Origin of the sequence: Azospirillum sp. SYSU D00513 (assembly GCF_017356015.1) — a bacterium.
In the GTDB taxonomy this organism is placed as follows: domain Bacteria; phylum Pseudomonadota; class Alphaproteobacteria; order Azospirillales; family Azospirillaceae; genus Azospirillum.
Map to the genome: position 1 here is coordinate 35,755 of NZ_JAFIQV010000036.1, position 20,965 is coordinate 56,719.

Annotated in this window: 22 protein-coding genes, 1 pseudogene and 1 other annotated feature; of the genes and pseudogenes, 5 read left to right on the forward strand and 18 right to left on the reverse strand. The window is 67.8% G+C overall.

What is annotated here, in order from left to right:
* Positions 1-103: 103 nt before the first annotated feature.
* Positions 104-1,356, reverse strand: a pseudogene (locus JUB11_RS23420) (IS3 family transposase).
* Positions 957-1,073, reverse strand: a sequence feature (AL1L pseudoknot). It overlaps the preceding pseudogene by 117 nt.
* Positions 1,357-1,527: 171 nt before the next feature.
* Positions 1,528-1,995, reverse strand: coding sequence for a DUF305 domain-containing protein (locus JUB11_RS23425; RefSeq protein WP_207461199.1), 468 nt, complete (start codon positions 1,993-1,995; stop codon positions 1,528-1,530).
* A gap of 22 nt (positions 1,996-2,017) precedes the next feature.
* Here JUB11_RS23425 and JUB11_RS23430 point away from each other — a divergent pair, with 22 nt between their 5' ends.
* Entirely contained in the window at positions 2,018-2,824 is an 807-nt protein-coding gene (locus JUB11_RS23430; RefSeq protein ID WP_207461200.1) for an IS5 family transposase, read from the forward strand.
* 215 nt (positions 2,825-3,039) lie between these two features.
* Here JUB11_RS23430 and JUB11_RS23435 read toward each other — a convergent pair whose 3' ends face one another.
* The 4 genes from JUB11_RS23435 to JUB11_RS23450 all read right to left on the reverse strand — a co-directional run bounded on the left by JUB11_RS23435 (position 3,040) and on the right by JUB11_RS23450 (position 7,139).
* The gene (locus JUB11_RS23435; protein WP_207461201.1) at positions 3,040-4,257 is read right to left on the reverse strand and encodes a hypothetical protein; all 1,218 of its coding nucleotides are present in this window, start codon (positions 4,255-4,257) and stop codon (positions 3,040-3,042) included.
* A 210-nt stretch (positions 4,258-4,467) separates the two neighbouring features.
* Positions 4,468-5,268 (reverse strand): VacJ family lipoprotein, encoded by an 801-nt coding sequence (locus tag JUB11_RS23440; RefSeq protein ID WP_207461202.1) that lies wholly within the window; start codon positions 5,266-5,268, stop codon positions 4,468-4,470.
* A 36-nt stretch (positions 5,269-5,304) separates the two neighbouring features.
* Entirely contained in the window at positions 5,305-5,622 is a 318-nt protein-coding gene (locus JUB11_RS23445) for a hypothetical protein (protein ID WP_207461203.1), read from the reverse strand.
* A gap of 65 nt (positions 5,623-5,687) precedes the next feature.
* A complete protein-coding gene (locus JUB11_RS23450) occupies positions 5,688-7,139 on the reverse strand; it encodes an HlyD family secretion protein (RefSeq protein ID WP_207461204.1) in 1,452 nt (483 codons plus the stop codon).
* Here JUB11_RS23450 and JUB11_RS33280 point away from each other — a divergent pair.
* Together JUB11_RS33280 and JUB11_RS23455 are read left to right on the forward strand one after the other, a co-directional pair.
* Positions 7,138-7,266, forward strand: coding sequence for a hypothetical protein (locus JUB11_RS33280; protein WP_282189150.1), 129 nt, complete (start codon positions 7,138-7,140; stop codon positions 7,264-7,266). The two genes, JUB11_RS23450 and JUB11_RS33280, sit on opposite strands and share 2 nt — an antisense overlap.
* A gap of 36 nt (positions 7,267-7,302) precedes the next feature.
* Positions 7,303-7,821, forward strand: a complete 519-nt coding sequence (locus JUB11_RS23455; RefSeq protein WP_207461205.1) for a hypothetical protein — start codon at positions 7,303-7,305, stop codon at positions 7,819-7,821.
* A 37-nt stretch (positions 7,822-7,858) separates the two neighbouring features.
* Here JUB11_RS23455 and JUB11_RS23460 read toward each other — a convergent pair whose 3' ends face one another.
* The 4 genes from JUB11_RS23460 to JUB11_RS23475 all read right to left on the reverse strand — a co-directional run bounded on the left by JUB11_RS23460 (position 7,859) and on the right by JUB11_RS23475 (position 11,689).
* Positions 7,859-8,299 (reverse strand): hypothetical protein, encoded by a 441-nt coding sequence (locus JUB11_RS23460; RefSeq protein ID WP_207461206.1) that lies wholly within the window; start codon positions 8,297-8,299, stop codon positions 7,859-7,861.
* A gap of 163 nt (positions 8,300-8,462) precedes the next feature.
* Positions 8,463-8,939 (reverse strand): hypothetical protein, encoded by a 477-nt coding sequence (locus tag JUB11_RS23465; protein WP_207461207.1) that lies wholly within the window; start codon positions 8,937-8,939, stop codon positions 8,463-8,465.
* 57 nt (positions 8,940-8,996) lie between these two features.
* Positions 8,997-10,538: an ATP-binding cassette domain-containing protein gene (locus tag JUB11_RS23470; RefSeq protein ID WP_207461208.1), complete on the reverse strand. Its 1,542-nt coding sequence runs from the start codon at positions 10,536-10,538 to the stop codon at positions 8,997-8,999.
* Complete coding sequence (locus JUB11_RS23475) at positions 10,535-11,689, reverse strand: hypothetical protein (RefSeq protein ID WP_207461209.1); 1,155 nt, start codon at positions 11,687-11,689, stop codon at positions 10,535-10,537. Before JUB11_RS23475 ends, JUB11_RS23470 begins: the two co-directional genes overlap by 4 nt.
* Before the next feature lie 102 nt (positions 11,690-11,791).
* Here JUB11_RS23475 and JUB11_RS23480 point away from each other — a divergent pair, with 102 nt between their 5' ends.
* Positions 11,792-12,223: a DUF6524 family protein gene (locus tag JUB11_RS23480; RefSeq protein WP_207461210.1), complete on the forward strand. Its 432-nt coding sequence runs from the start codon at positions 11,792-11,794 to the stop codon at positions 12,221-12,223.
* Positions 12,224-12,248: 25 nt separating this feature from the next.
* Here JUB11_RS23480 and JUB11_RS23485 read toward each other — a convergent pair whose 3' ends face one another.
* Both JUB11_RS23485 and JUB11_RS23490 read right to left on the reverse strand, forming a co-directional pair.
* A complete protein-coding gene (locus tag JUB11_RS23485) occupies positions 12,249-12,758 on the reverse strand; it encodes a hypothetical protein (RefSeq protein WP_207461211.1) in 510 nt (169 codons plus the stop codon).
* A gap of 111 nt (positions 12,759-12,869) precedes the next feature.
* On the reverse strand, positions 12,870-13,331 hold the full coding sequence (locus JUB11_RS23490) for a hypothetical protein (protein ID WP_207461212.1): 462 nt from the start codon (positions 13,329-13,331) through the stop codon (positions 12,870-12,872).
* An 85-nt stretch (positions 13,332-13,416) separates the two neighbouring features.
* On the opposite strand from JUB11_RS23490, the gene JUB11_RS23495 reads away from it, so the two are divergent.
* Positions 13,417-13,611: a hypothetical protein gene (locus JUB11_RS23495; RefSeq protein ID WP_207461213.1), complete on the forward strand. Its 195-nt coding sequence runs from the start codon at positions 13,417-13,419 to the stop codon at positions 13,609-13,611.
* Positions 13,612-13,661: 50 nt separating this feature from the next.
* On the opposite strand, the gene JUB11_RS23500 is transcribed toward JUB11_RS23495, so the two are convergent.
* The 6 genes from JUB11_RS23500 to JUB11_RS23525 form a co-directional block, all read right to left on the reverse strand.
* Complete coding sequence (locus tag JUB11_RS23500) at positions 13,662-14,744, reverse strand: hypothetical protein (protein WP_207461214.1); 1,083 nt, start codon at positions 14,742-14,744, stop codon at positions 13,662-13,664.
* Positions 14,745-14,760: 16 nt separating this feature from the next.
* A complete protein-coding gene (locus JUB11_RS23505) occupies positions 14,761-17,874 on the reverse strand; it encodes an efflux RND transporter permease subunit (RefSeq protein ID WP_207461215.1) in 3,114 nt (1,037 codons plus the stop codon).
* Positions 17,875-17,886: 12 nt separating this feature from the next.
* Positions 17,887-18,717: a metal ABC transporter permease gene (locus JUB11_RS23510; RefSeq protein ID WP_207461216.1), complete on the reverse strand. Its 831-nt coding sequence runs from the start codon at positions 18,715-18,717 to the stop codon at positions 17,887-17,889.
* Positions 18,704-19,612: a metal ABC transporter substrate-binding protein gene (locus tag JUB11_RS23515; protein ID WP_207461217.1), complete on the reverse strand. Its 909-nt coding sequence runs from the start codon at positions 19,610-19,612 to the stop codon at positions 18,704-18,706. The genes JUB11_RS23510 and JUB11_RS23515 overlap by 14 nt, the downstream gene beginning before the upstream one ends.
* Before the next feature lie 353 nt (positions 19,613-19,965).
* Positions 19,966-20,283 (reverse strand): hypothetical protein, encoded by a 318-nt coding sequence (locus JUB11_RS23520; RefSeq protein ID WP_207461218.1) that lies wholly within the window; start codon positions 20,281-20,283, stop codon positions 19,966-19,968.
* Positions 20,284-20,349: 66 nt separating this feature from the next.
* Entirely contained in the window at positions 20,350-20,961 is a 612-nt protein-coding gene (locus JUB11_RS23525; protein WP_207461219.1) for a hypothetical protein, read from the reverse strand.
* Positions 20,962-20,965 lie beyond the last annotated feature (4 nt).

Sequence of the window (20,965 nt, forward strand, 5' to 3'; positions counted from 1 at the left end):
CACGGGTCAGCGAGTCCAGCCGGCGCAGATGGTCCAGCCACGTGGCCTCATCGGCGAAGCGGCGTGAACCGCGCCGGGTTTCCCGGAGGCCGTTTGTGTTGAGTCACGCCGCCCTGGCGACGTCCTCCGCTTGGGCATAGTAGCGTGCTTCGGCCTCGGCGGGAGGAATGTTGCCGATGGGCTCGAGGAGACGCCGGTGGTTGAACCAGTCGACCCATTCCAGGGTGGCGAACTCCACGGCTTCCAGGGTGCGCCACGGCCCGCGGCGCCGGATCAGCTCGGTCTTGTAGAGGCCGTTGATCGTCTCGGCCAAGGCGTTGTCGTACGAATCGCCGACGCTGCCCACGGAGGGTTCGACGCCGGCCTCGGTAAGACGCTCGGTGTACTTTATAGCGACATACTGCGATCCACGGTCGCTGTGGTGAATGAGGCCGCCGCCCTTGGCTGGCCGGCGGTCGTGAAGCGCCTGCTCCAGGGCATCCAGGACAAAGCCGGCGTGAGCTGTGCGCGACACCCGCCAGCCGAGCCCGAAGGGCCAGCGCAGCTACGATCCGGCGGGCGAAGGTGTCGATGACGAAGGCCACGTAGACGAAGCCCTGCCAAGTGGCGACGTAGGTGAAGTCCACGACCCACAAGGCATTCGGGCGCGGCGCCTGGAACTGACGGTTCACCCGGTCAGCTGAGCATGGCGCTGCCTTATCGCTGATCGTGGTCCGGGCCGCCTTGCCGCGCATCGCACCCTTCAGGCCCATCTGCCGCATCAGGCGGGCCACCGTGCAGCGCGCCACCTCCAGGCCCTCCCGCCGCAACTGCCGCCAGACCTTCCGCACCCCATAGACCTGGAAGTTCTCATCCCAGACCCGTCGGAGAGCCACACTCAGCTCCGCGTCGCTACGCGAACGGGCTGGTGCCTTTGACGGATCGGCCCGGCGGGCGGCATGGGCGCGGTAGGTCGACGGGGCGATCGGCAGCACTTTGCAGATCGGCTCGACCCCGTGGACGGCGCGGTGCTCATCGATGAAGGCGATCATTTCCTGAACGGGCGGTCGAGCTCCGCCTGGGCGAAATACGCCGAGGCCTTGCGAAGGATCTCATTCGCCTGGCGCAGTTCCCGGTTCTCCCGCTCCAGTGCCTTGATCCGCTCCTGCTCGTCCGTCGTCGGGCCAGGCCGTTTGCCCTGGTCGCGCTCGGCCTGCCGGCCCAGCCCCGCAGCGTCTCGGGATTGCAGCCGATCTTCGACGCGATCGAACTGATCGCCGCCCACTGCGAGGCGTGCTCGCCTTCGTGCTCGAACACCATCCGAACCGCGCGCTCGCGGACTTCAGGGGCGTATTTGGGTGATGCCTGTTTCGTCATGATGACCCCACTCTCTCCGCCTCCCGCGGGATCGATCACGGAAACGGTGTTGCTGTTCTGGTCGGCCGTGTAGACGCGGTCGCCGGTGGCGGGCGCCGCTTGTGCCGCCGTGGCGGCGCCGAGGCCGAGCACCGCGAGCAGGAGCAGGGAGCGTTTCATGGGACCGCCCTTTCAGGATTTCGGGTGGTGGGAGTGTTCGGCCGGAAGCGCCGGCGGTGCTAGCGGCTGATCGAGCCAGGCGCGCATCAGATCGATTTCGTTCTGCTGTTCGGCGATGATCGACAGGGCGAGGTTGCGGATGCGCGGGTCCTGCGTGCTCAGCAGCATGACGCGCGCCGTGTCCACGGCGGCCCGGTGGTGCGGGATCATCATGCGCAGGAAGTCGCGTTCGGCGTTGCCCGTGGCAGGCAGGGCGTCCATCTCCGCGTGCATGCGGTCCATGATCCCGGCCATCTGCTCCGCGAAGGAGCGCGTGCTGCTCACCACGGCCGGCGCGCCCTGTGCCGCGCCGGCGGAATGATCATGGGCGAAGGCCGGAAGCGGCCCGGCGGCGGCGGCCAGGAGAAAGGCGGTCAGCGGGCCGGCGGACGGGAAGGGCAAGCGGGGCCGGCGCAGGTCCGGTGTCGGCGTGTGTTTCAAGGGGCGGTCTCCGTGGCGTTCGATGCGCCATGGACGCCGGGACGGCCCCGATCTCGCGGTCGAGACGACGCTTGTTCTGCGGACGGTGTTCCGCCAACCGTTGCGCCAGACGGAGGGGCTGGTCGGCTCCTTGCTCGCACTGATGGGGCTGGATCTGCCGGTGCCGGACCATACGACCTTGAGCCGGCGGGCCAGGACATTGGCAATGCCCCCTCACGCCCGGACGGCGATCGGACCGGTGCACCTTCTGGTCGATAGCACCGGCGTGAAGCTCAGCGGCCCGGGCGAACGGCTGGTCGAAAAACATGACGCCCAACGCCGCTGGGCCTGGCGCAAGCTGCATCTGGGCGTTGATGCCGAGACCGGCACGATCGTGGCATCAACCCTGACCGGCAAGGAGGTTGACGATGCCGCCGAGCTCGGTCTCCTGCTCGAGCAGATCGACGCGCCGCATACTGCGGTCATTGCCGACGGAGCCTACGACCAGGACCATGTCTACGACACCGTCGCGCAACACTCCGCTGGGGCTGCGGTTGTCGTGCCGCCGAGGGCGACGGCGGTGCCCAGCTCCCTGGCCGAAACCCATCCAACGCAGCGCGACCGGCATCTCCAGGCCATCGCCGAGCGTGGCCGCATGGGCTGGCAACGAGCCTCGGGTTACAACGCCAGGGCCGGTGCCGAGGGAGCGATGAGCCGGTACAAGCGCATCATCGGCGACACCTTGCGCTCCCATGCCCGCTCAGCGCAGAAGGTGGAGGCCCGGATCGCCGTAAATGTCCTCAATCGCATGTTCGACCTCGGACGCCCGGAGTCTGTCCGCGCCGCCTGAGGAACGAAACATCAAGCCAACACCGTGATCTCCTCCCTCCATGCACCAGAGCAACGATCCGCGGCAGCGGGCGGCGCTGCGAGGAGAGCAATGAAAAAGGCGAAAGGCACGAGGCGGCTTGGCATGATGATCAGCCTAATGGATTTCAGGCAACCTCAAGCTTATTAGATTCCATGCGCTCGACTCCACTTTCCTGTGCCTTCCGCTTTATGAGTTCACCGCGATACCGCGGACAATCGTAGCTTTTCACTGATCTGGCCGACGGCTGTGCGCAATTGGTCCGAGGCAAAGCTGCGCAATGGCGGCAACTCCAGCCGCATCAGCTCTGCGAAGCCATCGTCGGTCTGCCGCATCACAGCCAGAATATCGCCTTGAATGGCGACCGTCCGGTAGGTGTTCACGGCAATCCGGTGCTGGCGATGCAACTCACTCCAACGAGCAGCCACCTCGCGCTCCTGGGCACGCAAATGGTCGCCGTAGAGATCGGCAGCCTCAATCGACAGCGCATTCGCAGACAAGTTAGCGGTCAAGCGGCGGCGGAGACCCTCATCTTTTTCAGATTTTAGCAGACGCTCGCTGTCGAAGCGTGCGGCGATGGCTTCGTTCCTCAACGCGGACAGGCGAGGGATCCACTGTCCTTCCAGCTCGTCGAGAAAGGTCTCATGGAGATGGAGGGCGACCTCGACCAGCGCGACGTGAAAACCATAATAGCGCTTCAAAACTTCGATGTCGCCCTGAGTGGCTTCGGCCGCACGGATCAGGGCTGCGTTCACCTGCATGAGGCCCTCGTAAGCCGCATAAGCTTCGATCAAGCGGTCGGCACTGACGAGAAGGAGCAGCCCGTTCAGGTCGGAGGACGTCAGCTCGATCCCGATCTCGCGCAGCCCCTGCGCGAGCGCCCCCAGCTGCCGGCTGCGTTCATTCTCCAGCTCAGCGAGTTGCCGTTCGTTGCGCTCAATGTCGGCCATCACGACAGCTTGGCCGCTGGGCATCACGGAGCAGCTCACGGTCTGGAGCAGGGAGCGTTGCGAATCGTCGCAGGGCGACGTCGGCGTGTTTGCCGCCTTGGCACGCAATTGAGCCAATTCCGTTTGCCGCGAACGGATTGAACTGTCGAGGTCGCTCAAACTCTGACGCGCCTGCATCGCCGTATTGGCCGCCAGCACGTCCACGGAGGCGCCCAGAAGACGCTTCAACCGTTCGCTTCGTCTCTGTTGCCGCATGTAACTGTCGCCGTCCCGCGACTGCCACAGGGCTTGGCGCTGCTCCAGAAGGTCGGCAAGGTGGGTTTCGATCGCCTGATAACGGTCGATCGGACTTTCGTAGACTTTCGGCGCGGGGACGGACCATTGAGCGATGTCGGCAATGCCCTGCGAGGCCAGCGGAAGAGCGATGACCGCTCCGGCCAGGATGATGCAGCCTTCCTTGAACATGCCCCCCCCTTACGGGGCGCCCTTCGGTCCGGCGCCCCCGCATTGAAGCTAGTACGGGCAGGCCGGGAATGCCGGAGGTCAAACAGGTAGCAGCAGCTTGCTCCTTCCCCTCCCCCGATCAGCGTTAAACCTTTCCTGTTCCCCCTCGCCATTGGGGCGAAGCGCCGGAAAAAGGGTAACAAGATGGAGGCTGCCGGCGCTTCAACGCCCTCAGATGGGCTGGGAAGGCATGGCGGCGGGCCGTTCGGGAGGCAGAGGCGTGGGGGTCGGGCGGGCCGCGGCGGGGCCGGGCGCCGCCTTTTCGCCGCAGAGGGAATCCCGCTGGCGGAGGTAACTCTTCCTCTGTTCCTGGTAGTGGTCGTCCGCGGGAGCCTCCGTCTTCCGGCGCAGCATGGAAACGGCACGGTCGGCGATAACGTAGGCCGGGTAGACAGGAGCGAGGTCGTCGCCCAGCAACCCATAACCCAACCCGTAGACAGCGGCGAGGCCGATCGCGTCGCGAAGGGTCGAGGGTCCGAGAAAGGGAAGAACAACGTAAGGGCCGCTCGGCGCGCCATAGTGGCACAGGAACGTTCCCGCATCCTCCCGCCGGGCGACCCAGCCCATGCCCGTCGCGACGTCGTATAGCCCGCCGATGCCGGCCGTGCTGTTGATGGCGAAGCGCCCGGCCGAGGTGCGGGCATTCGCCAGGTCTCCCTGAAGCAGGCTGGAGACCGCCGTCGCCGGCTCCCGCAGATTGGCGAACAGATTGCCGACGCCGGCCTGAACCGCGGTCGGCACGGTCTGTTCGTACGCCGATGCGGCCGGGCCGGCGACCCAGTCGGTCAGGAGCATGTTGAAGCCGTGAACGGCCCGGTTGACGCTCTCCCACGGGTCCGCGGCGGCAGGCTGAGCGGGCTGGATCACTTCCGGCACGGCCTGCGCCCGGGCGGACCCGCCGCCTGGCGCCGCCGCGAGGGTGGCGGCGAGCAGGACCGCTGCCGGAAGACATCTCACGCTTGTTCCGATCATGGCGATGTCCCGTTCGAACCGAGGGTCAAGAGGCGTTCAGGGCATAAAGCTGTAGGCGACCGCAGCAGCGGCAGCGGCACTGACGCCCGTCACCAGCGAACCGCCGGCCGCGATCCCCAGGACGAAGGCGCCGCCAAGGACGACCGCTCCCGTCGCCACCGGGCTCACGAAATCGGACAGCGCCGGGGCGGCCATCGGCACCGCGCCCCCCTCCGGCTTCGGGGCCTCCGCAGGGAGTTGGCTTGCCGACAACGGTGGCCGTCCGGTCTCCTCCGCCTGGGCGGCGCCGCCGCTGAACGGTGCCGCCAGCCAGACGAGCGCGGTCAAAATCGGCAGGATCTTGCGCAGTTTCATGTTTCCCTCCCCTGCTCCGCCCACCCTGTTCCGGCGGGCCGGCACATTCGTTCGGCGCACTCGCCTCATCGCACCTGGTTCAGCACCGACGCGCCCTCGGACACGATCCGCGCACCGCTTGCCAAGCCGGTGCGGACCAGCATCACGTCGCCGGCGAGCTTCTCCGCCCGGACATGGTGCGCGACGAAGGTCTCGCCGGCCGTCCGTTCCCACACGACGGTGCGGCCGTCGCCGTCCCGGACGACGCTGGCCGCCGCGACCGGCACGCCGGTGATCTCCTTCCGGCCTCGCACGAAGACGGTGACCGGCTGCCCCACGGCGAGGCTCCTGGCCGCGCCGACGACACGGAAGCGCAGCGGGATTGCCTGGTTGCTGAGGGTCAAGCCGCCGCCGACGAACTCCAGATCGACCGCTTGGCCGTCCGGGGTAAGGGCAGCCGCGTCCTGAATGTCGGCGGCGATGGCGGGATCGTAGGCGGCCGCCTCGACCCAAAGGGCTTTCGGATCGACGATCTCGAACAGGATCTGGTTGGCGTCGACATGGCCGCCGGCCACGGTGCCAACGCGCGAGATCACCCCATCGGCCGAGGCCCGCAGTTCCTCCCGGCCGTTGAGGGCGTCCTGAAGCGTGGCCAGTTCGCGCCGGTACCCCTCCGCCTCGACCCGCAAGGCCTCGATCTTGTTTTCACGGTAGCGGACGAACAGCACTTCCTTCAGCCGCACGATCTGCTGGTTCGTCAGGGCGATCTGGTTGCCGAGCTGCTGGATGCGGGCGTCGATCTGCGCCCGCTCTGACACGCTCATGACCGGCCGCATGACGCCCAGCAGATCGCCCCGGCGGACCAGCATGCCGAGATAAGGGAAGCGCCCGTCCAGCGGCTCGATCACGCCGGTGCGCGAGGACTGCACCAGCGTGCCGGTGCCGGGATTGGTGATGACCTGCCCCGGTATCTCACGCGTCACCGGTACCGTCGTCTCGCGCGTCACCTGCCAGCGCATCGAGAAGAGGCGCTGCGTGGTCACCGGCAGGAAGACCGCGCCGTCGGAGCGGCGATGCGGCGTGTCCCGCACCATACCGAGCACCGCCTGCGCCTCCGCGCTGTCGAAGGAGGATGCCGGCCGGGCGTCAAGGGGTGCCGCCGGCTGCACGGGAAGCCAGGCGGGACGCTTGGCCGGCCGCGCGTCGCCGGAGGCGGTGTCCGGCGCCGCGACCGCGTTGGCGACGGTGGCGGGGCTGGCGGCGGCTTGCAAGCCGCTCGACGCCAGGATGGGGATGACCTCCTCCCTCGCCGTCCGTTCGGCGGCCGGCTCAGGGGCGAATTCGGAGGCCGGCTCGGTGGAAACGGGCGGCACCGCCGCTTGGGACGCGGCAGCCGTAGCCGGCGCGAGGCTGGCCCCAAGATCCTGGCTTTCGTTCTCGATGACGTAACGCGCCAGATACTTGGTGCTGGTTTCCGTCGCGATGGCCGCCAAAGCAAGGCTGACCGCAACCGCAAGCGTCGAAAGAAGATAACCCATGTTCACCCGCACTCCGGCCAAAACACATCACTTGGAGAACGCCACCATATTGGAGCATCCAGAAGACTTCACGCTCGACAGATCAGGATCTGATGCGAAAAACCTAAAACTATTCCTTGACGAATGACCCCGTCGCACTCAAAAGTACGAGCACATTTTGACGATGTGGTCCATTCCCATGAAGCCCGCCGCCCTTGCTCTCGCGATCGGCCTTGCCATCGCCCTCCCCGCCCCGATGGCCGCCGCGGAGGATGCGAGCGACATGGACTTCCGCGGGGTTGCCGGGGTCCGGGTCACCGCGAGCCCCCTGTCGCCCGCCGCCGCGGACTGCAACCTCACGGCCGAGCCACTGGTGCGGGACATGCAGCAGCATCTGACGGACAAGGGACTGAAGGCGGCCGCGAACTCCGACGTGGTCGCCACCATCACCGTCCTTTCCAGCTACGAACCGAACCACGGGATGTGCAGTTCGGCCGTCATGCTCGGCACCTACAAGAAAGCATCCTTCTTCGACCGCGACGCCGGATGGCTGCGGACCGGCTATGTCGTCGTCTGGCAGAGCGGCCTCGTGACCCTGTCCCCGCCCGAACAGCACCTGGCCGAGGTGCGGGATGCCGCGCGCCGGCTCGGCACCGCCATGGCGGAGGAATGGCGGAAGGCCAACCTCGCCACGACGAACTGAGGCCACGCGCACGGGCACGCTCCCTGCCCGCTCCGGCTTACCGGCCGGCCGTCTGCTGGCCGTAGAGCCAGTTCCCGACGTAGCCGCCACCAACGGCGCCGATGGCGGAGACGAGGGCCTGCGAGGTCATGGCGAGATAACCGCCGCCCATCATCCCGCCTTCGAGGGCGCCCGCCGTCAGCACCGGCGTCATAATGCCGCCCGTCGCCGCGTTGGCGACGATGACGCCCGCCACGGCGCCGGCCGCGATGGCCGCCGTGGTGTAGTCATGCCCCTGTTCCATCTCATCGCGCGGCATGGGCAGAGGGTCGGCGGCCGATGCATGGGGCACCGCGCCGGCGGCGGGTGCAGGTGCAGGCGCGGGCATGGCTTCCACCGCCAACGCGGGCATTTCGGCGGGCTTTCCGGCGGGGGCTTCCTGCGCGAACGCCGTCGTCGAGAGGGTGGCGATCACGACCGCCAGGACCAAACTGCGCATATCACCACCTCTTCGTCATCGTTCCTGCTGGAACCGGGTTCAGGGCATCCCGCCGGGCGAGCCCTGTCTTCAGGATCTCGGGTTGTTCATCGTGCTGCGATCAAGATCTTTACGTGCGCAAAACTGAAAACCAGAATAACAATTCACAAACCCAAGAGCAAGTTCAGGCTCCGCGCGTGGGCGCGGACTGGCCGAGCGCCTCCGGGTCGCCCTTCCTGCCGATCTTTCCATACCAACGGCGCGACAGGAAAAGACCGGCACGGCGCGCCCGGAACTCGTTCTCCTCCATCACCCGCTTGACGCGGATCCGCGCCGCCTCTTCGTCCAGCGTGCCGCCGGCGAGCCCGTTGTAAATCGCGGCGGCCTCCATGAACTTCTTCTTGCTGATCTTGCGCCCCTTGCCGCCGAACCGGTCCAGGATGGCCCGCATGCGGGCGTCGATGTCACGTTCGACCCGGAGGTCCTTGCGCTGCGCCACGCTGAGGAGAATGCCGCGCGCAACCTCCGGATCCAGGCCGAAACGCGCGATGCCGTCCTCCAGCAGGCGGCGTTCCTCGGACTTGGACAGGAAGGGACGGTCCAGGGCGGCCAGTTCGACATAGCCGCTGAACCGCTGCTGGGCGTTATTCTCGTTCGACATTCAATCCTCTCCGGGCGGAAAGCAGCGACGGCATTGTCATTGGAAGTGCTGAAGGAATCATTTCCAGAACTGGAAGATGGCGACCAGCGCGTGGGCCCCCAACGTCAGCGAGACGCCGGCGACGATGGCTTCCGCGATGGCCGTGTTGATGGACATCACCGAGGTCTTGCGGCGCAGCCCGATCGCCACGGCCGTGATGCCGCCGAGCAGGGAGCTGAGCAGGATCTTGGCCCCGATCCAGCCGGCCTCGGTGATCAGGCCGGGACCGGCCTCGGCGAGGCGGCGGAAATAGTTCTCCTGCCAGAACTCCAGCGGCTGGTCGGGGAAGAACAGCCACCATGTCTGCAAGGCCGACCAGGAGGCGGAAATCAGCGCCACGAGCGTCAGCATCACCAGCGCAAGCGTGTTCGCGAGTAGGATGGACACCACCAGGTACCACAGCGCGGGAATGTTCAGGTTCCGCATCGCCCGCAGCTGCGAGGAGAGCACCCGGTTGCTGAGGTCGGCGGCGATGATGGCGCTGTTGCGCGCGACGACCAGGATCGAGGCGATCAGCGGCACGGCGACGGTGGTCTGCACGAAGCCGATCCCCGCCAGCGTCTCGTCGTGCAGGATCGACTTCAGGTAGCCGCCGAAGGAGTGATAGTTGAAACCGAACCAGATCGACACGAAGCCGAGGATCACGCCGCCCAGCGCCACATAGGCCAACATGGAGGGCGCGGCGCAGAGCAGCCAGAGATACTCGGCGAAATAGCGGACGAACCATTTCGCCGGGGAGCCCCGGTGCAGGCGCCGCCGCCAGGCGGTCTCGGCGCCGCCCCCGGCCGCGGCGGCCTCCACCCGCGTGTCCGGCGCCATGTCCAGCGCCATCAGCTCCCGTTCGACCGTCTCCATGTCCGGCTCGATCTGCCGGACCGTGCGGGCTCCGGGATCGAGCAGCAGCACCTTGTCGGCCAGCGGCAGAAGGTCTTCCACATGGTGGGCGACAACGATCGCCGGCCGGCCGCTTTCCCGGCAGATGCCCTTGATGATCCCGGCGAGCCGCCGGGACGAGCGCAGGTCGAGCCCGGAGTTCGGCTCGTCCAGGATCAGCAGCGGGCGGTCGGCGAGCAGGGTCCGTGCGATGGCGACCCTCTGCTTCTGCCCGCCGCTGCACGCCGCGACGGCCTTGGCCGGGTGGATGTCCGGCAGCAGCGACAGGAGCGTTTCGCCCCGCGCGGCGTCGAAGTCGTCGGCGTGATCGGCGGCGATGCGGAGGTTCTCGCCGACGGTCAGGTCGTCGAACAGTGCGTTGCCCTGGAACACGAGGCCGCCGAGATCGCTCTGCTCAAGGGCGAGATCGATGTCGAAGCCGTCGAAACCGAGCGTTCCGCCGATCTCCCACCGCCCGGTGTCGTCGAGGAGCCCGCACAGCACGTTGACAATGCTCGTCTTGCCGCTGCCGCTCGGACCGACAAGCAGGACGAACTCGCCGCGGCCCAGGTCGAACGAGACGTCCTCGACCAGGCTGGTGCCCGCCGGGGTGCGGATGGAAAGCCCCTCGACCCGCAGGATCGGATCCCCGTTCTCCGCGGCGGCAGGCAGGCTGGCCTCTGTCATGTCGCTCTCCGCTCGGCGGGCGGTTTCAGCGCGTGGAGCGGCACCGCGGCCTCCGGGTCCAGTTTCAGGATGCGCGCGCGGTCCTGCGGAGACACGAAGAGGATCACCTTGCCGCTGCGGTTCAGCGCCAGCGCCTTGAAGACCTGGGCGGCGAGCGGGTTCAGGTTGCTTTCGCTGCCCAGTCCGCCGAGGTGCTTGGGCAAGGCCCGGACCACGTCCATGAGCACGTCGCTCGCCGGGTGGATCTGTTCGTGCAGCCGGACGTCGTGGACCATCTCCTCGGCAAGGCCGGGAAGGCGCGCATCGCGGGCGAGCGCGCTGGCGGTCGCGATCACCACGCGCTCGCACAGGCGGCGCGCCTCCGGCGTCTCCAGCAGCGCGGCGCCGAGCTTGCCGAAGCTCTCCTGCAGCTTGGGGTCCCGCATCGTGGCGGCGACGGCTTCGTTCAGCGGCATGTAGTCCAGATCATAGCCGACCAGCACGCCGACATTCGTCCAGTTGGCCGCCGCCATGTCCCACAGGGCCTGCTGGAAGCGGGGCCGCAGCACATCCCCGATATCGGTGCGGACGGCCTGCCCGACCATCGGGGAGGCACGCTCCATCAGGGCGCGCAGGGCAGACTGCGTGAGGGGAGCCTCCCAGGCGGTGGTGATCGCGCCGGTCAGGATCGCGCGCAGCCGGGGCCGGTACTCCTCCGTGAAGACCCTGGAGGTGACGACCTGCTCCAGTGATCGGGCGCCCTGGTCCTGAAGGGCGCCGAACCGGGCACGCAGTTCATCTTGCGATTCCTCCGACGCGGTCATCCACAAGACCGTCAGGCCGGCATCGAACAGCAGTGGCTCGGTGGCTCCGAAGCCCCCGGCCGCGTCGCCGTCGAAGAAGGTCATGCGCAGCACGCCGTCCGGCCCCGGCGTGGCGATGGCGTTGCGGACGACGCTCCGGTCCGGGCGCATCGCGAAGACCGGGATGGGCTCGTCCGCCGCGGCGGGAGTCCGGTAGTAGCGGACCTCCTCGTCACCCTCGGTCCGCGGCAGCACCGAGAGGCCGGCCGCCAGGATCAGCGCCGCGAAACCGGCCGAGGCCGCGCATTCCAGCAACCGGCCGAGATGGCCGTTGCGCGCCAGCATCATGAGGGGAGCCGGCGCCTTCACGCGTCGGCTCCGACAGGGAGAGGCCGCTCCCGGCCCCGTATACAGAAAGGCCGGACGGCGGTAGAGTGGCGCCCCTGCACGCCACGGCTTGGGATCGCCGCCATGCGGATCAGTCGGACCACCCGCGGTTTCGGATTGTCGGCGCTGCTGCTGCGCCTCAGCGGAACGCTGTTCATTATGCTGTCCACCTACAATCCGACCGGCTGGTCCCTGTATCACTGGCTTTGGCTGGAATGGCCGGCGGAATGGCTTCTGCAGGCGCCGCTCGCCCTTCTCTACGCATTGGCCTACATCCTCATGCTCAGGGCGACCCTCAGGTCCTTGCGCCTCGTCGGGATCGCCCTCACGACCGCCCTGATGGGGACGGTCGCTTGGTTGCTGATCGACGCCGGCATGCTGGCGCTCGACGATGCGGCGGATCTGGTCATCATCCTTCTGTACATGCTGGGCGGGCTCTTGGCGGCCGGCATGTCCTGGGTGCCGATCTGGACGTCCTTGACCGGGCAGCGCAGCGTCGACGATCTGACGGGCTGAAGAGACGGGCGGAGGCGCTCCATGGTCACGCGACCCGGACCCGCCGGATCAGCAGCGCGTTGACCCCGAGAAAGAGACCGGCGGCAATCAGCACGAGGAGGAACCCCGGCAGCGCGCCCGAAGGCGCTGCCGCGGCGGCAGCGGGCGCGGTACCGCCGGCGCCTCCGGGCAGCAGCAGCGGCAGGGTCGCGGTGCCGGACTCCTCTCCGATCGTGTAGGCGATCTCGAGATCGTTGCGCCCGCCCGCGAGCATCAACTCCCCGCTGCCGTAGATGCCCGGAGCGATCTCCGTCAGATCGGAGGGCATGAAGTCGGCCGTGACCGAAAGCTCCGCTCCGCTCGTCGGGGTGCCGTCCACGTAGCGCTGCAGGAACAGCACCAGCTTGCTCCCGGCGTAGGTCACGATGACTTCCTGGTTTCCCAGGCGGGCTTCGGTCCGCGGTGCCATGGTGATGGAACGCTGGGCGGCGCCATGGTCGTGGCCGTCCCCGGCAATCGCCGGCACGCCCGGTGCCGCGGCCAGGACGAGCAGCACGCTGGCCGACATCCAACGGGAAATACACCCCTTCACCATAGCGAACCCCCCGCCACACCTACCATAAGGCGTACCCTTTTTTAGTTAACCACGTCAACGGCGGCATTGCCGTCACCGCTTCTTGTCCCTGCGACGGCGCTTGCGCGCTGGAGCGCGCCGGGGGCCGGCGAAGCGGAACCAGTCGAGCCGCACCCGGTCGAGCCGCACCCGGTCGAGCCGCAGCCTGCCGAAACGCGCCCTGACGCTGGCTGCCCAGACCCCCAGCCAGGGCAGCAGCGCTGGCAGCAGCCCTTCCCGCAGCTGCCCGTCCAGCCGCGCCGCCCATTCCCGCCGTTCGGACCGGAAATCGTCGATCAGCCAGCGCCAGAACCGCATGGCCGCCCGCTCGCGCGAGGGAGGGGTGCCCAGGACCGGGCCAAGTGCGAGCAGCAACTCGCGGTCCCGCTCGATGATCCCGCGGTACCAGCGCTCCCGCTCCAGCGCGTCCCGGTACATCTCCCGATCCGGCATCAGGGCCGGCTCCCCGCCCGCCTCGTTTCCGGTGCCATCGATGTCACGGCCGTCAGCGCGCATTCCACGCGCTCCCCGAGGATCCGGCTTCCCGCAGAAGTGGAAACCGCATAAAATGCCGCCCATCAACTCGCTTCGGAGCCCTACGATGGGTTATCTCACCTACGCCGTTCCCATCGTCATCATGCTGCTGGGCCTCGCGGCGGAAACCATCATCGAGGTTTCCGCCGAACTCTCCACCGCCACGCTCATCGACGCCGACGCGGGCGTGCCCCTCGGCGGCCCGGTTGTCGCGGCGGGCGGCATCATCGACATGCGCCCGGAGGCGTCGCTGCCGCGCTGACCGGCGGCTCGCCGCCCTTTCCTTTTCTGCCGCCGGAGGGACCCGCGCCTTCATCGGGGATCGCTCTTCATGGTCCGGCGCAACGCGTCCGCGTTCAGTTCCGTCAGTTCCCGGACGGCCTCATCCACGGACACACGGTCGCGGGCCGCGGCGAACCAGGGAGCCAGCGCCTCGGTAACGCCGGAGTCCAGCGCCGCCAGGCTGGCCATCGAGCCGGAAACGTCGCCCTCGCGCAGCATCGCGTCCGCCATGCGCAAGGCGTTCAGCGCTGCCTCCACCTCGTGCGACCGCCCCGAGAACCCCACATACTGGCTGACCGCGCTCAGGCCGAGTTCGTAATAGCTCTGATCGCCTATCGGAAGGCCGGCCGCCGCCGCCAGGCGCATCAGGTCGCGCCGCAGGGCCTCCACCGAGGGAACCCCCTGCCGCGCCATGCCGGCCAGCCGCTCAAGCAGGGGCAGAACCGCCGGATCGTCGCCGGCGAGCGTGTAGAGCGTGACCAGTTCCGTGTCGAACCCGGCGCCCGCGTCGGCCGCCGCCCTGAGCTGGGCCGCGGCGACGCCGAAATAGGGGGAGCCGAGCCCGATGGCCTGCGCCCGTTCCCCGACGAGTTCGGCGGCACGCTTTTCCAGGGCGGCGATGCCCTCCTCCTGAGTGTCGAACCGTTCGGTGACGCTTTTGTCGAACTCGATGGCCTGGGCCATCTCGTTGTTCAGAACGCCCTGCGCGCCTTCCACCCGCAGCAGCTTCGCCTCGATCGCCGCCATCCGTTCGGAAAGCGGGCCGACCCGCTTGTCGAGGGGCGGGTTGATCGCGGCGAGGGCGAGCATCCCGGCGACGCCGGCAACCGCCCCGACGAGCCCACCCCCCAGCGCGGCCAGCCAGACCGGCGCCGGTTTCGCCAGCCGGAAGGGAGCGCCCGCCGTTGCGGCGCCTCCGATGGCGGCGTTCACGGCGGCACTCACGGCTCTGTTCCCGGCCGCGTCCTCCGGCTTGCCTGGAAGGGGCTGTGGAGAGCCGTCCCCTTCCGCCGCCATCCCGCCCTCCAGGTCCGGGCTGGCCGTCTTCAAATCCTCCGAGGGGGGATTCGGCGCGTCCGTCCGGCTGCGGCTGGCGAGTTCGGCAACACTCATGACTTTCTCCTCGATCTCAATAGGCTTCCGCCGGTCGGCCCTCCGCCTGTGCTGCCATGAGGCGCTCAAGCGGCTTCAGGCCGAAGCGGTTGAACAGAAGGGGCGTCAGCAGCGCGTCGAGCGCCGTCGCGCTCACAAGCCCGCCGAACACGACGACCGCCACCGGGTGAAGGATCTCCTTGCCCGCCTCGCCGGCCCCGAGGATCAGCGGAACGAGCGCCACCCCCGCCGAGGTCGCGGTCATCAGCACGGGGACGAGACGCTCGTTGCTGCCGCGCAGGATGAGTGCCCGGCCGAAGGTCTCGCCCTCGTGCAGCACGAGGTTGATGTAATGGCTGACCTTCAGGATCCCGTTGCGCGTGCTGATGCCCGTCAGGGTGATGAAACCGATGATGCTGGCGATCGACAGGGGCAGCCCGGTGATCTTAAGCGCGATGACGCTGCCGATCAGCGCCAGCGGAACGTTGGCCATGATGATGCACGCCAGCACCACCGAGCGGTAACGGGTGTAGAGAATGGCGAAGATCAGCGACAGCGACACCAGCGCCATCAGTCCGAGCCGCAGGGTGGAGCGGGTCTGCTCCGCGTAGATCCCCTCGAAGGCGATGTAGTAGCCGGTGGGGATCCTGATCTGCTCCAGCATCTCATGGATCTCGCGGGCGATCAGGTTGCCGTTCGACCCGTCGCCATTCGCGGTCACAAGGATCCGGCGCTGGCCGTTTTCCCGCAGCACCTCGTTCGGTCCCGTTCCCTCGATTACCCGGGCGACCAGCGAGACCGGGACGTAGCCGGACGGCGTGTCGATCAGCAGGGCGCCCAGCCCCTGGGCGGAGCGGGCGTGGTCGGGCAGCATGACGTTCACCTCGAAACGCCGGATCCCGTCGATCACCTCGGAGACGACGCTGCCGTTGGTCAGATGGGCGAGCCTCCGCGCGAGGTCGGCCGGCTGGACGCCGTACAGCAGGGCCCGCTCCGGATCGACCTGGATCTGAATCTGCGGGATGGGCACCTGCTTCTCTATGGCCACGTCGGTCAGACCCGGAACGGTCCTCATCCAGCCCTCGACGTCGCGTGCGACGTTGCGCAGCGTGTCCAGGTCCTGGCCGTAGATCTTCATGACGACCTCGGCCGCGGCGCCGGTCAGGATGTGGTCGATCAGCCGGTGCGAGATCGGCTGCCCGATGTTGAAGGTCGCCGGCAGGCCGGACAACCGGGCGCGCGCGTCCTTCAGGACCGCTTCGATACGCCGCCCCGACCAGTCGAGCCCGACCTCAATTTCGCTGACATGGACGCCCAGCGCGTGCTCGTCCGCTTCCGAGCGGCCGGTACGCCGGCCGACCCGCGTCACCTCCGGGATTTCCATCAGGATGTGCTCGGCCGCCTTGGCGATGCGCGCGGACTCCCGCAGGGCGATGCCCGGGTCGAGCGTCATCGTCATGACCAGCGTGCCTTCGTTGAAGGAGGGCAGGAAGGCGCGCGGCAGCGTCGGGACCATGGCGAGCGCCGTGATGACGGCAACGCCCACGCCGGCCATTGTCGCCCTGGGCCGGTCGAGCACCCAGCAGACCGCCCTCGTGTTCAGCCGCTTCAAATGGCGGACGGCGCCACTCTCGTGGTGGCCGAGCGCCTTCATCCGTGGCAGCAGATAGGAGCACAGCACCGGCGTCAGCGTGATCGAGGTGATCAGGCTGGCGAGGATCGACACGATGTAGGCGATGCCCAGCGGGGCGAACAGCTTGCCTTCGATGCCCGGAATGGCGAAGAGCGGAACAAAGACCAGCACGATGATCATCGTGGAATAGACGATGCCCGAGCGCACCTCCTGCGAGGCGTCCATGATCACCGCCAGCGACGCGCGGGGGGACGCCAACCGCCGGTTTTCACGCAGCCGCCGGAAGATGTTCTCCACGTCCACCACGGCGTCGTCGACGAGTTCGCCGATGGCGATGGCGAGGCCGCCGAGCGTCATCGTGTTGATGGTGAGCCCGAGCCAGCGGAACACGACGAAGGTCATCAGGACTGACACCGGGATGGCCGTCAGCGAAATCAGCGTCGTCCGCGCGTTGAGCAGGAAGAGGAACAGGATGACGGCGACCACGGCGACGGCCTCGAACAGCGCCTGCTTGACGTTGCTGACCGAGGCTTCGATGAAGTCCGCCTGGCGGAACAGGATCTCGTCGGCGCGCACCCCCTCGGGCATGGTCCTCTGCAGGCCGGCCAGCACGGCCTCCACCTCGGCCGTCAACGCCACCGTATCCACGTCCGGCTGCTTCTGCACGGACACCACCACGGCGTCCGCACCCATGTAGCCGGCGTCGCCGCGGCGCTGCTTGGGCTCGAAGGACACCGAGGCGACTTGGCGCAGCAGCACCGGCTGGCCGGCGCGATGATCGACCACGAGGTTGCGCAGGTCCTCCAAACTCTGTGTCCGCGTCAGGTTGCGGATCAGGAACTCCTGCGACTGCTGCTCGACGAAACCGCCGGCCGTGTTGCTGCCGAACCTGGACAGCACGCGTTCGATGTCATCGACGGAGACCTCCAGGCGAGCCATCTGGAGAATGTCCGGAGTGATGCGGTACTGCTTCACCAGTCCGCCGATCGGCACGACGCGGCTGACGCCCGGCACGGCCTTCAGCCGGGGCGCCACCACCCAGTCGGCGATCTCCCGCAAGGCCATGGGATCGACGCTGTCGCTCGACAGGGCGACGAGCATGATCTCGCCCATGTAGGAGGACAGCGGAGCCATGAGCGGCTGCACGCCCGCCGGAAGGGAGGCCTGAACCGGCGCCAGACGCTCGGCGACGATCTGGCGGTTTCGGTACAGGTCGGTGTCCCAGTCGAACTCGACATAGACGACCGACAGGCCGGTGCTGGAGACGCTGCGCACCCGCGTCGCGCCACTCGCCCCGTTCATCGCGGATTCGATGGGATAGGAGACGAGGACCTCGACCTCCTCGGGAGCAAGGCCCGGCGCCTCGGTCAGGATGGTGACGAGACCCTTGTTCAGATCGGGCAGGACGTCGATCCGCAGCCCGTTGACGATCACCCCTCCATAGGCCATCAGCACCGCGACGGCGGCGAGCACGAGGATCCGGTTCCGGAGGCTGGCGCCGACGAGGAATGCGAACATGCGGCGTCCCGATCAGTCCAGTGAATGGCCGAGGCCGTGCCCCGTGCCGTGCCCCGCGGGATGGCGCGGCGGCGCTGCTTCTTCCGACCGCCCGGCGTAGCGCCCGATCGCCCAGGCGGAGGCGGCCGCGATCGGCACGATGGTGCAGACGATGGCGGCTCCCGTCGATATGTCCAGCAGCGCGGACAGGACTAGGCCGCCAGCATAGCCCGCCACGCCGATGTTGAAGGCCGCCGTCAGCCGCCAGCGTGCAGGCGCGTGCTGCGTCGCCAGCGCCGGCACGATCAGCGAGGCGAAGACGAGAAGGACGCCGACGATCTGCACGGAGGCCGTGATCACGACCGCGAAGCCGGCGTAGAACAGCAGCCGCTCCTTCGCGAGGTCGCGGAAGTACCACAGCGCCATCACCGCGCCATAGAGCAGCCCGACGACAAGGATCTGGAGCGGCGTGACCCAGAGAATCTGCCCCACCAGCAGCGCCTTCAGATGCTCCGACCCGTTCGTGCTGTAGGACAGCAGAATGATCTGGACCGCCGCCGCCACGACATACAGAACGCCGATGATGGCCTCCTGCATGTCCGGAAACCGCTTGTCCGTCCAGGTCAGCATCGCGGAGCAGCCGAGCGCGGCGGCAACCGCGCTCAGCTGCACCACCCAGCCGCTCACATCCCCCCACACCACCGTGCCGAACACGACCCCCAGTGCGGCGACCTGCGCCAGAGCGATGTCGATGAAGATGATGCCCCGGGCGAGCACGATGGAGCCCAGCGGCACGTGCGTCGCCAAGATCAGAAGTCCGGCCACCAGCGGCAGGCCGAGGATGTCGAGACTAAGAGCGTTCACGTCCGCTCAGCCCGTCGAGAAGCCGCGTGACCGAATCCTCGTAGAAGCCGAAGAAGTCCTTCGCCTCGGGCGTTCCGCCCACGGTGAAGGGCAGCTTGACCAGCGGGATGCCGGACTTCTCGCCGACGAACTTGGAGGGGCTCGGGTCCTCGTAGGCGGCGTGGACGACGAACTTCATCTTCTGCTTCGCGACGGAGTCGATGATCTTTGTCAGATGCTGCGGACCGGGGGGAATGCCGGGTTCCGGCTCGACCGTGGCCGCGGCCTCGATGCCGAGCCATTCGAGCAGGTACAGCGAATGCTCGTGCTGGACCGCGATGTGGACACCCTTGAGCGGCGCCGCCTTCTTCGCGAGGTCCTTGGTCAGCTTGTCCAGATCGCGGATGAAGGTCTTCGCGTTCTCGGCGTAGACGGCCTTGTTGGCGGCGTCGATGGCGGAGAGGCGCTTGGCGAGCTGGGCGGCGACCTTCTGCACGTTGCGCGGATCACCCTGGATGTGCGGGTTGCCCTCGCCGTGGAGGTGGCCCTTCTCCTTCGCTCCGCCGTGATGATCCTCCTGCAGCTTCACGAAGGAGCTGGCGAGGAAATGGCCCGGCGCGCCCGCCGTGACCTTCGGGTTGGCCGCGCGGTCGAGCATCTGGTCCAGCCAGCCCTCCTCCAGCCCGGCGCCGGTGCAGACGATCAGGTCGGCCTTCTGAAGGTCGGCGATCAGGGCCGGAGTGGGCTTGATGCCTTCCGGGTTCTCCAGGGCGGAGCTGGCCAGCGTGACCTCAACCGCGTCGCCGCCGATCGCCTTGGCGAGCGAGGCCCATTCCGGGACACAGGCGAAGACGGCGACCTTCGCCTCGGCGGCAGACAGCGGAACGGCGGTCAGCGCCGCGGCGCTGACGCACATCCCCATGAGAGCCGACAGAACAGTGCTACGAATCGGAATTCCTGGACCAATCACGCTCGGCTCCCTGCTCAACTAGCTAGAAAGGTTATCTCTTTCGGAGGATGGGGAAACTTTTTCGCAATGTCCAGTATTCCTGATAAATCCGGCTGTGAACAATTTAGCGGGCTAACCCGTGGATTGGCTGCACGGCGTCTGCGCCGTTCGCTGGCGGGACAGCTTGCGTCGGGTAGGCGCATTCCACGCGTTTCACCACGAGGTTGCGCATGTCTCGGGCCAGCGGCCCATCAGGAAAGGTCATGCGCTCGCCGGCCATGCCGGAGGGAACGGCACGCGCAGTAGTACAAAGCGGCGGCTCAAAGCTGGGTGGTGCCCGGCGGACCGGCGGGCGGCAACTCCGGGAGCGGTCCCTGGGGTGGAGCCGCCGGCTTGCGCCGGATGATGATGTCCCCGTTCGGCAGTTGCTCCGGCATTTCGTAGGGAACCACGTTGCCGAGCGACGATGCGAATTCGAGGGCACGTTTCAAGGCATCGAGTACGAAGGCCTCGGCCTGCTCGGGGAACGTCGGCTCCGTGCCGGGCTTCGTCTGCGCACGCGCGGGGTCCGGTGCTGCGAGCGCCAGCGCTGCGCCCAGGGCGAGTGCCGGTGCGACGGCGGAACGGCGATGGAACATGCCTGAACATCCTCTGATCAGCGGGGCATGCAAGGCCGGGTGCCGGAAGGCCTTGCGTCATAGGGGTCAATTCAGCTTCGGGGCGATCCGCTCCGACCGGCCGCGCCGCCACTGGATCAGGGCAAGCAGCAGGAGGAACGCCCAGAAATTCAACAGATTCAGCAGCCACAGGCCATAGCAGACACCGTAGACCGTGGCGCAGCCTCCCCACAGGATGAGCAGGGCGTTGCGCAGCCCGTTCGCGGCGGCGCGCCTCGTCCGGAAGGCGATCACCGGCGCATAGGCCACGGCGCCGGCCACGAGGAACACCATGGTGCCCGCGCCGAAGCTCCTGTTGTCCGAATAGGGCCAGGGCAGCAGCGGCTGGACCGACCAGCCGAGGGGGTTGGCGGGTCCGAGCAGGAACGCGGCGGGGTCCAGGTCCCAGGGACCGCCCTTGCGGAAGATCTCGCCCGCAGCCAGGGTGGCCGGGTCGAGATTGTGGGCGAGAACGACCATCCCGCCCGCCACCCCGACGGCGAGCGCCAGCAATTCGATCCAGGGCGTCCAGCCGGTCCGCGCGTCCTGCACGGTGTTTATGAGACGGCAGAGGATGGCGACGGGCGCCAGCGGCAGGAGCGCCAGCGCGGCCGCTTGCGACAGGGACAGGAAGAACGACAGGAGGATCGACTGGTCCATGGCA

Coding starts and splice junctions, on each gene's coding strand:
- JUB11_RS23430 (WP_207461200.1), top strand. CDS start 2,018: ATGCGCCATGGACGCCGGGACGGCCCCGATCTCGCGGTCGAGACGACG.
- JUB11_RS23435 (WP_207461201.1), bottom strand. CDS start 4,257: ATGTTCAAGGAAGGCTGCATCATCCTGGCCGGAGCGGTCATCGCTCTT.
- JUB11_RS23440 (WP_207461202.1), bottom strand. CDS start 5,268: ATGATCGGAACAAGCGTGAGATGTCTTCCGGCAGCGGTCCTGCTCGCC.
- JUB11_RS23445 (WP_207461203.1), bottom strand. CDS start 5,622: ATGAAACTGCGCAAGATCCTGCCGATTTTGACCGCGCTCGTCTGGCTG.
- JUB11_RS33280 (WP_282189150.1), top strand. CDS start 7,138: ATGTTCACCCGCACTCCGGCCAAAACACATCACTTGGAGAACGCCACC.
- JUB11_RS23450 (WP_207461204.1), bottom strand. CDS start 7,139: ATGGGTTATCTTCTTTCGACGCTTGCGGTTGCGGTCAGCCTTGCTTTG.
- JUB11_RS23455 (WP_207461205.1), top strand. CDS start 7,303: ATGTGGTCCATTCCCATGAAGCCCGCCGCCCTTGCTCTCGCGATCGGC.
- JUB11_RS23460 (WP_207461206.1), bottom strand. CDS start 8,299: ATGCGCAGTTTGGTCCTGGCGGTCGTGATCGCCACCCTCTCGACGACG.
- JUB11_RS23465 (WP_207461207.1), bottom strand. CDS start 8,939: ATGTCGAACGAGAATAACGCCCAGCAGCGGTTCAGCGGCTATGTCGAA.
- JUB11_RS23470 (WP_207461208.1), bottom strand. CDS start 10,538: ATGACAGAGGCCAGCCTGCCTGCCGCCGCGGAGAACGGGGATCCGATC.
- JUB11_RS23480 (WP_207461210.1), top strand. CDS start 11,792: ATGCGGATCAGTCGGACCACCCGCGGTTTCGGATTGTCGGCGCTGCTG.
- JUB11_RS23490 (WP_207461212.1), bottom strand. CDS start 13,331: ATGCGCGCTGACGGCCGTGACATCGATGGCACCGGAAACGAGGCGGGC.
- JUB11_RS23495 (WP_207461213.1), top strand. CDS start 13,417: ATGGGTTATCTCACCTACGCCGTTCCCATCGTCATCATGCTGCTGGGC.
- JUB11_RS23500 (WP_207461214.1), bottom strand. CDS start 14,744: ATGAGTGTTGCCGAACTCGCCAGCCGCAGCCGGACGGACGCGCCGAAT.
- JUB11_RS23505 (WP_207461215.1), bottom strand. CDS start 17,874: ATGTTCGCATTCCTCGTCGGCGCCAGCCTCCGGAACCGGATCCTCGTG.
- JUB11_RS23515 (WP_207461217.1), bottom strand. CDS start 19,612: ATGTGCGTCAGCGCCGCGGCGCTGACCGCCGTTCCGCTGTCTGCCGCC.
- JUB11_RS23520 (WP_207461218.1), bottom strand. CDS start 20,283: ATGTTCCATCGCCGTTCCGCCGTCGCACCGGCACTCGCCCTGGGCGCA.
- JUB11_RS23525 (WP_207461219.1), bottom strand. CDS start 20,961: ATGGACCAGTCGATCCTCCTGTCGTTCTTCCTGTCCCTGTCGCAAGCG.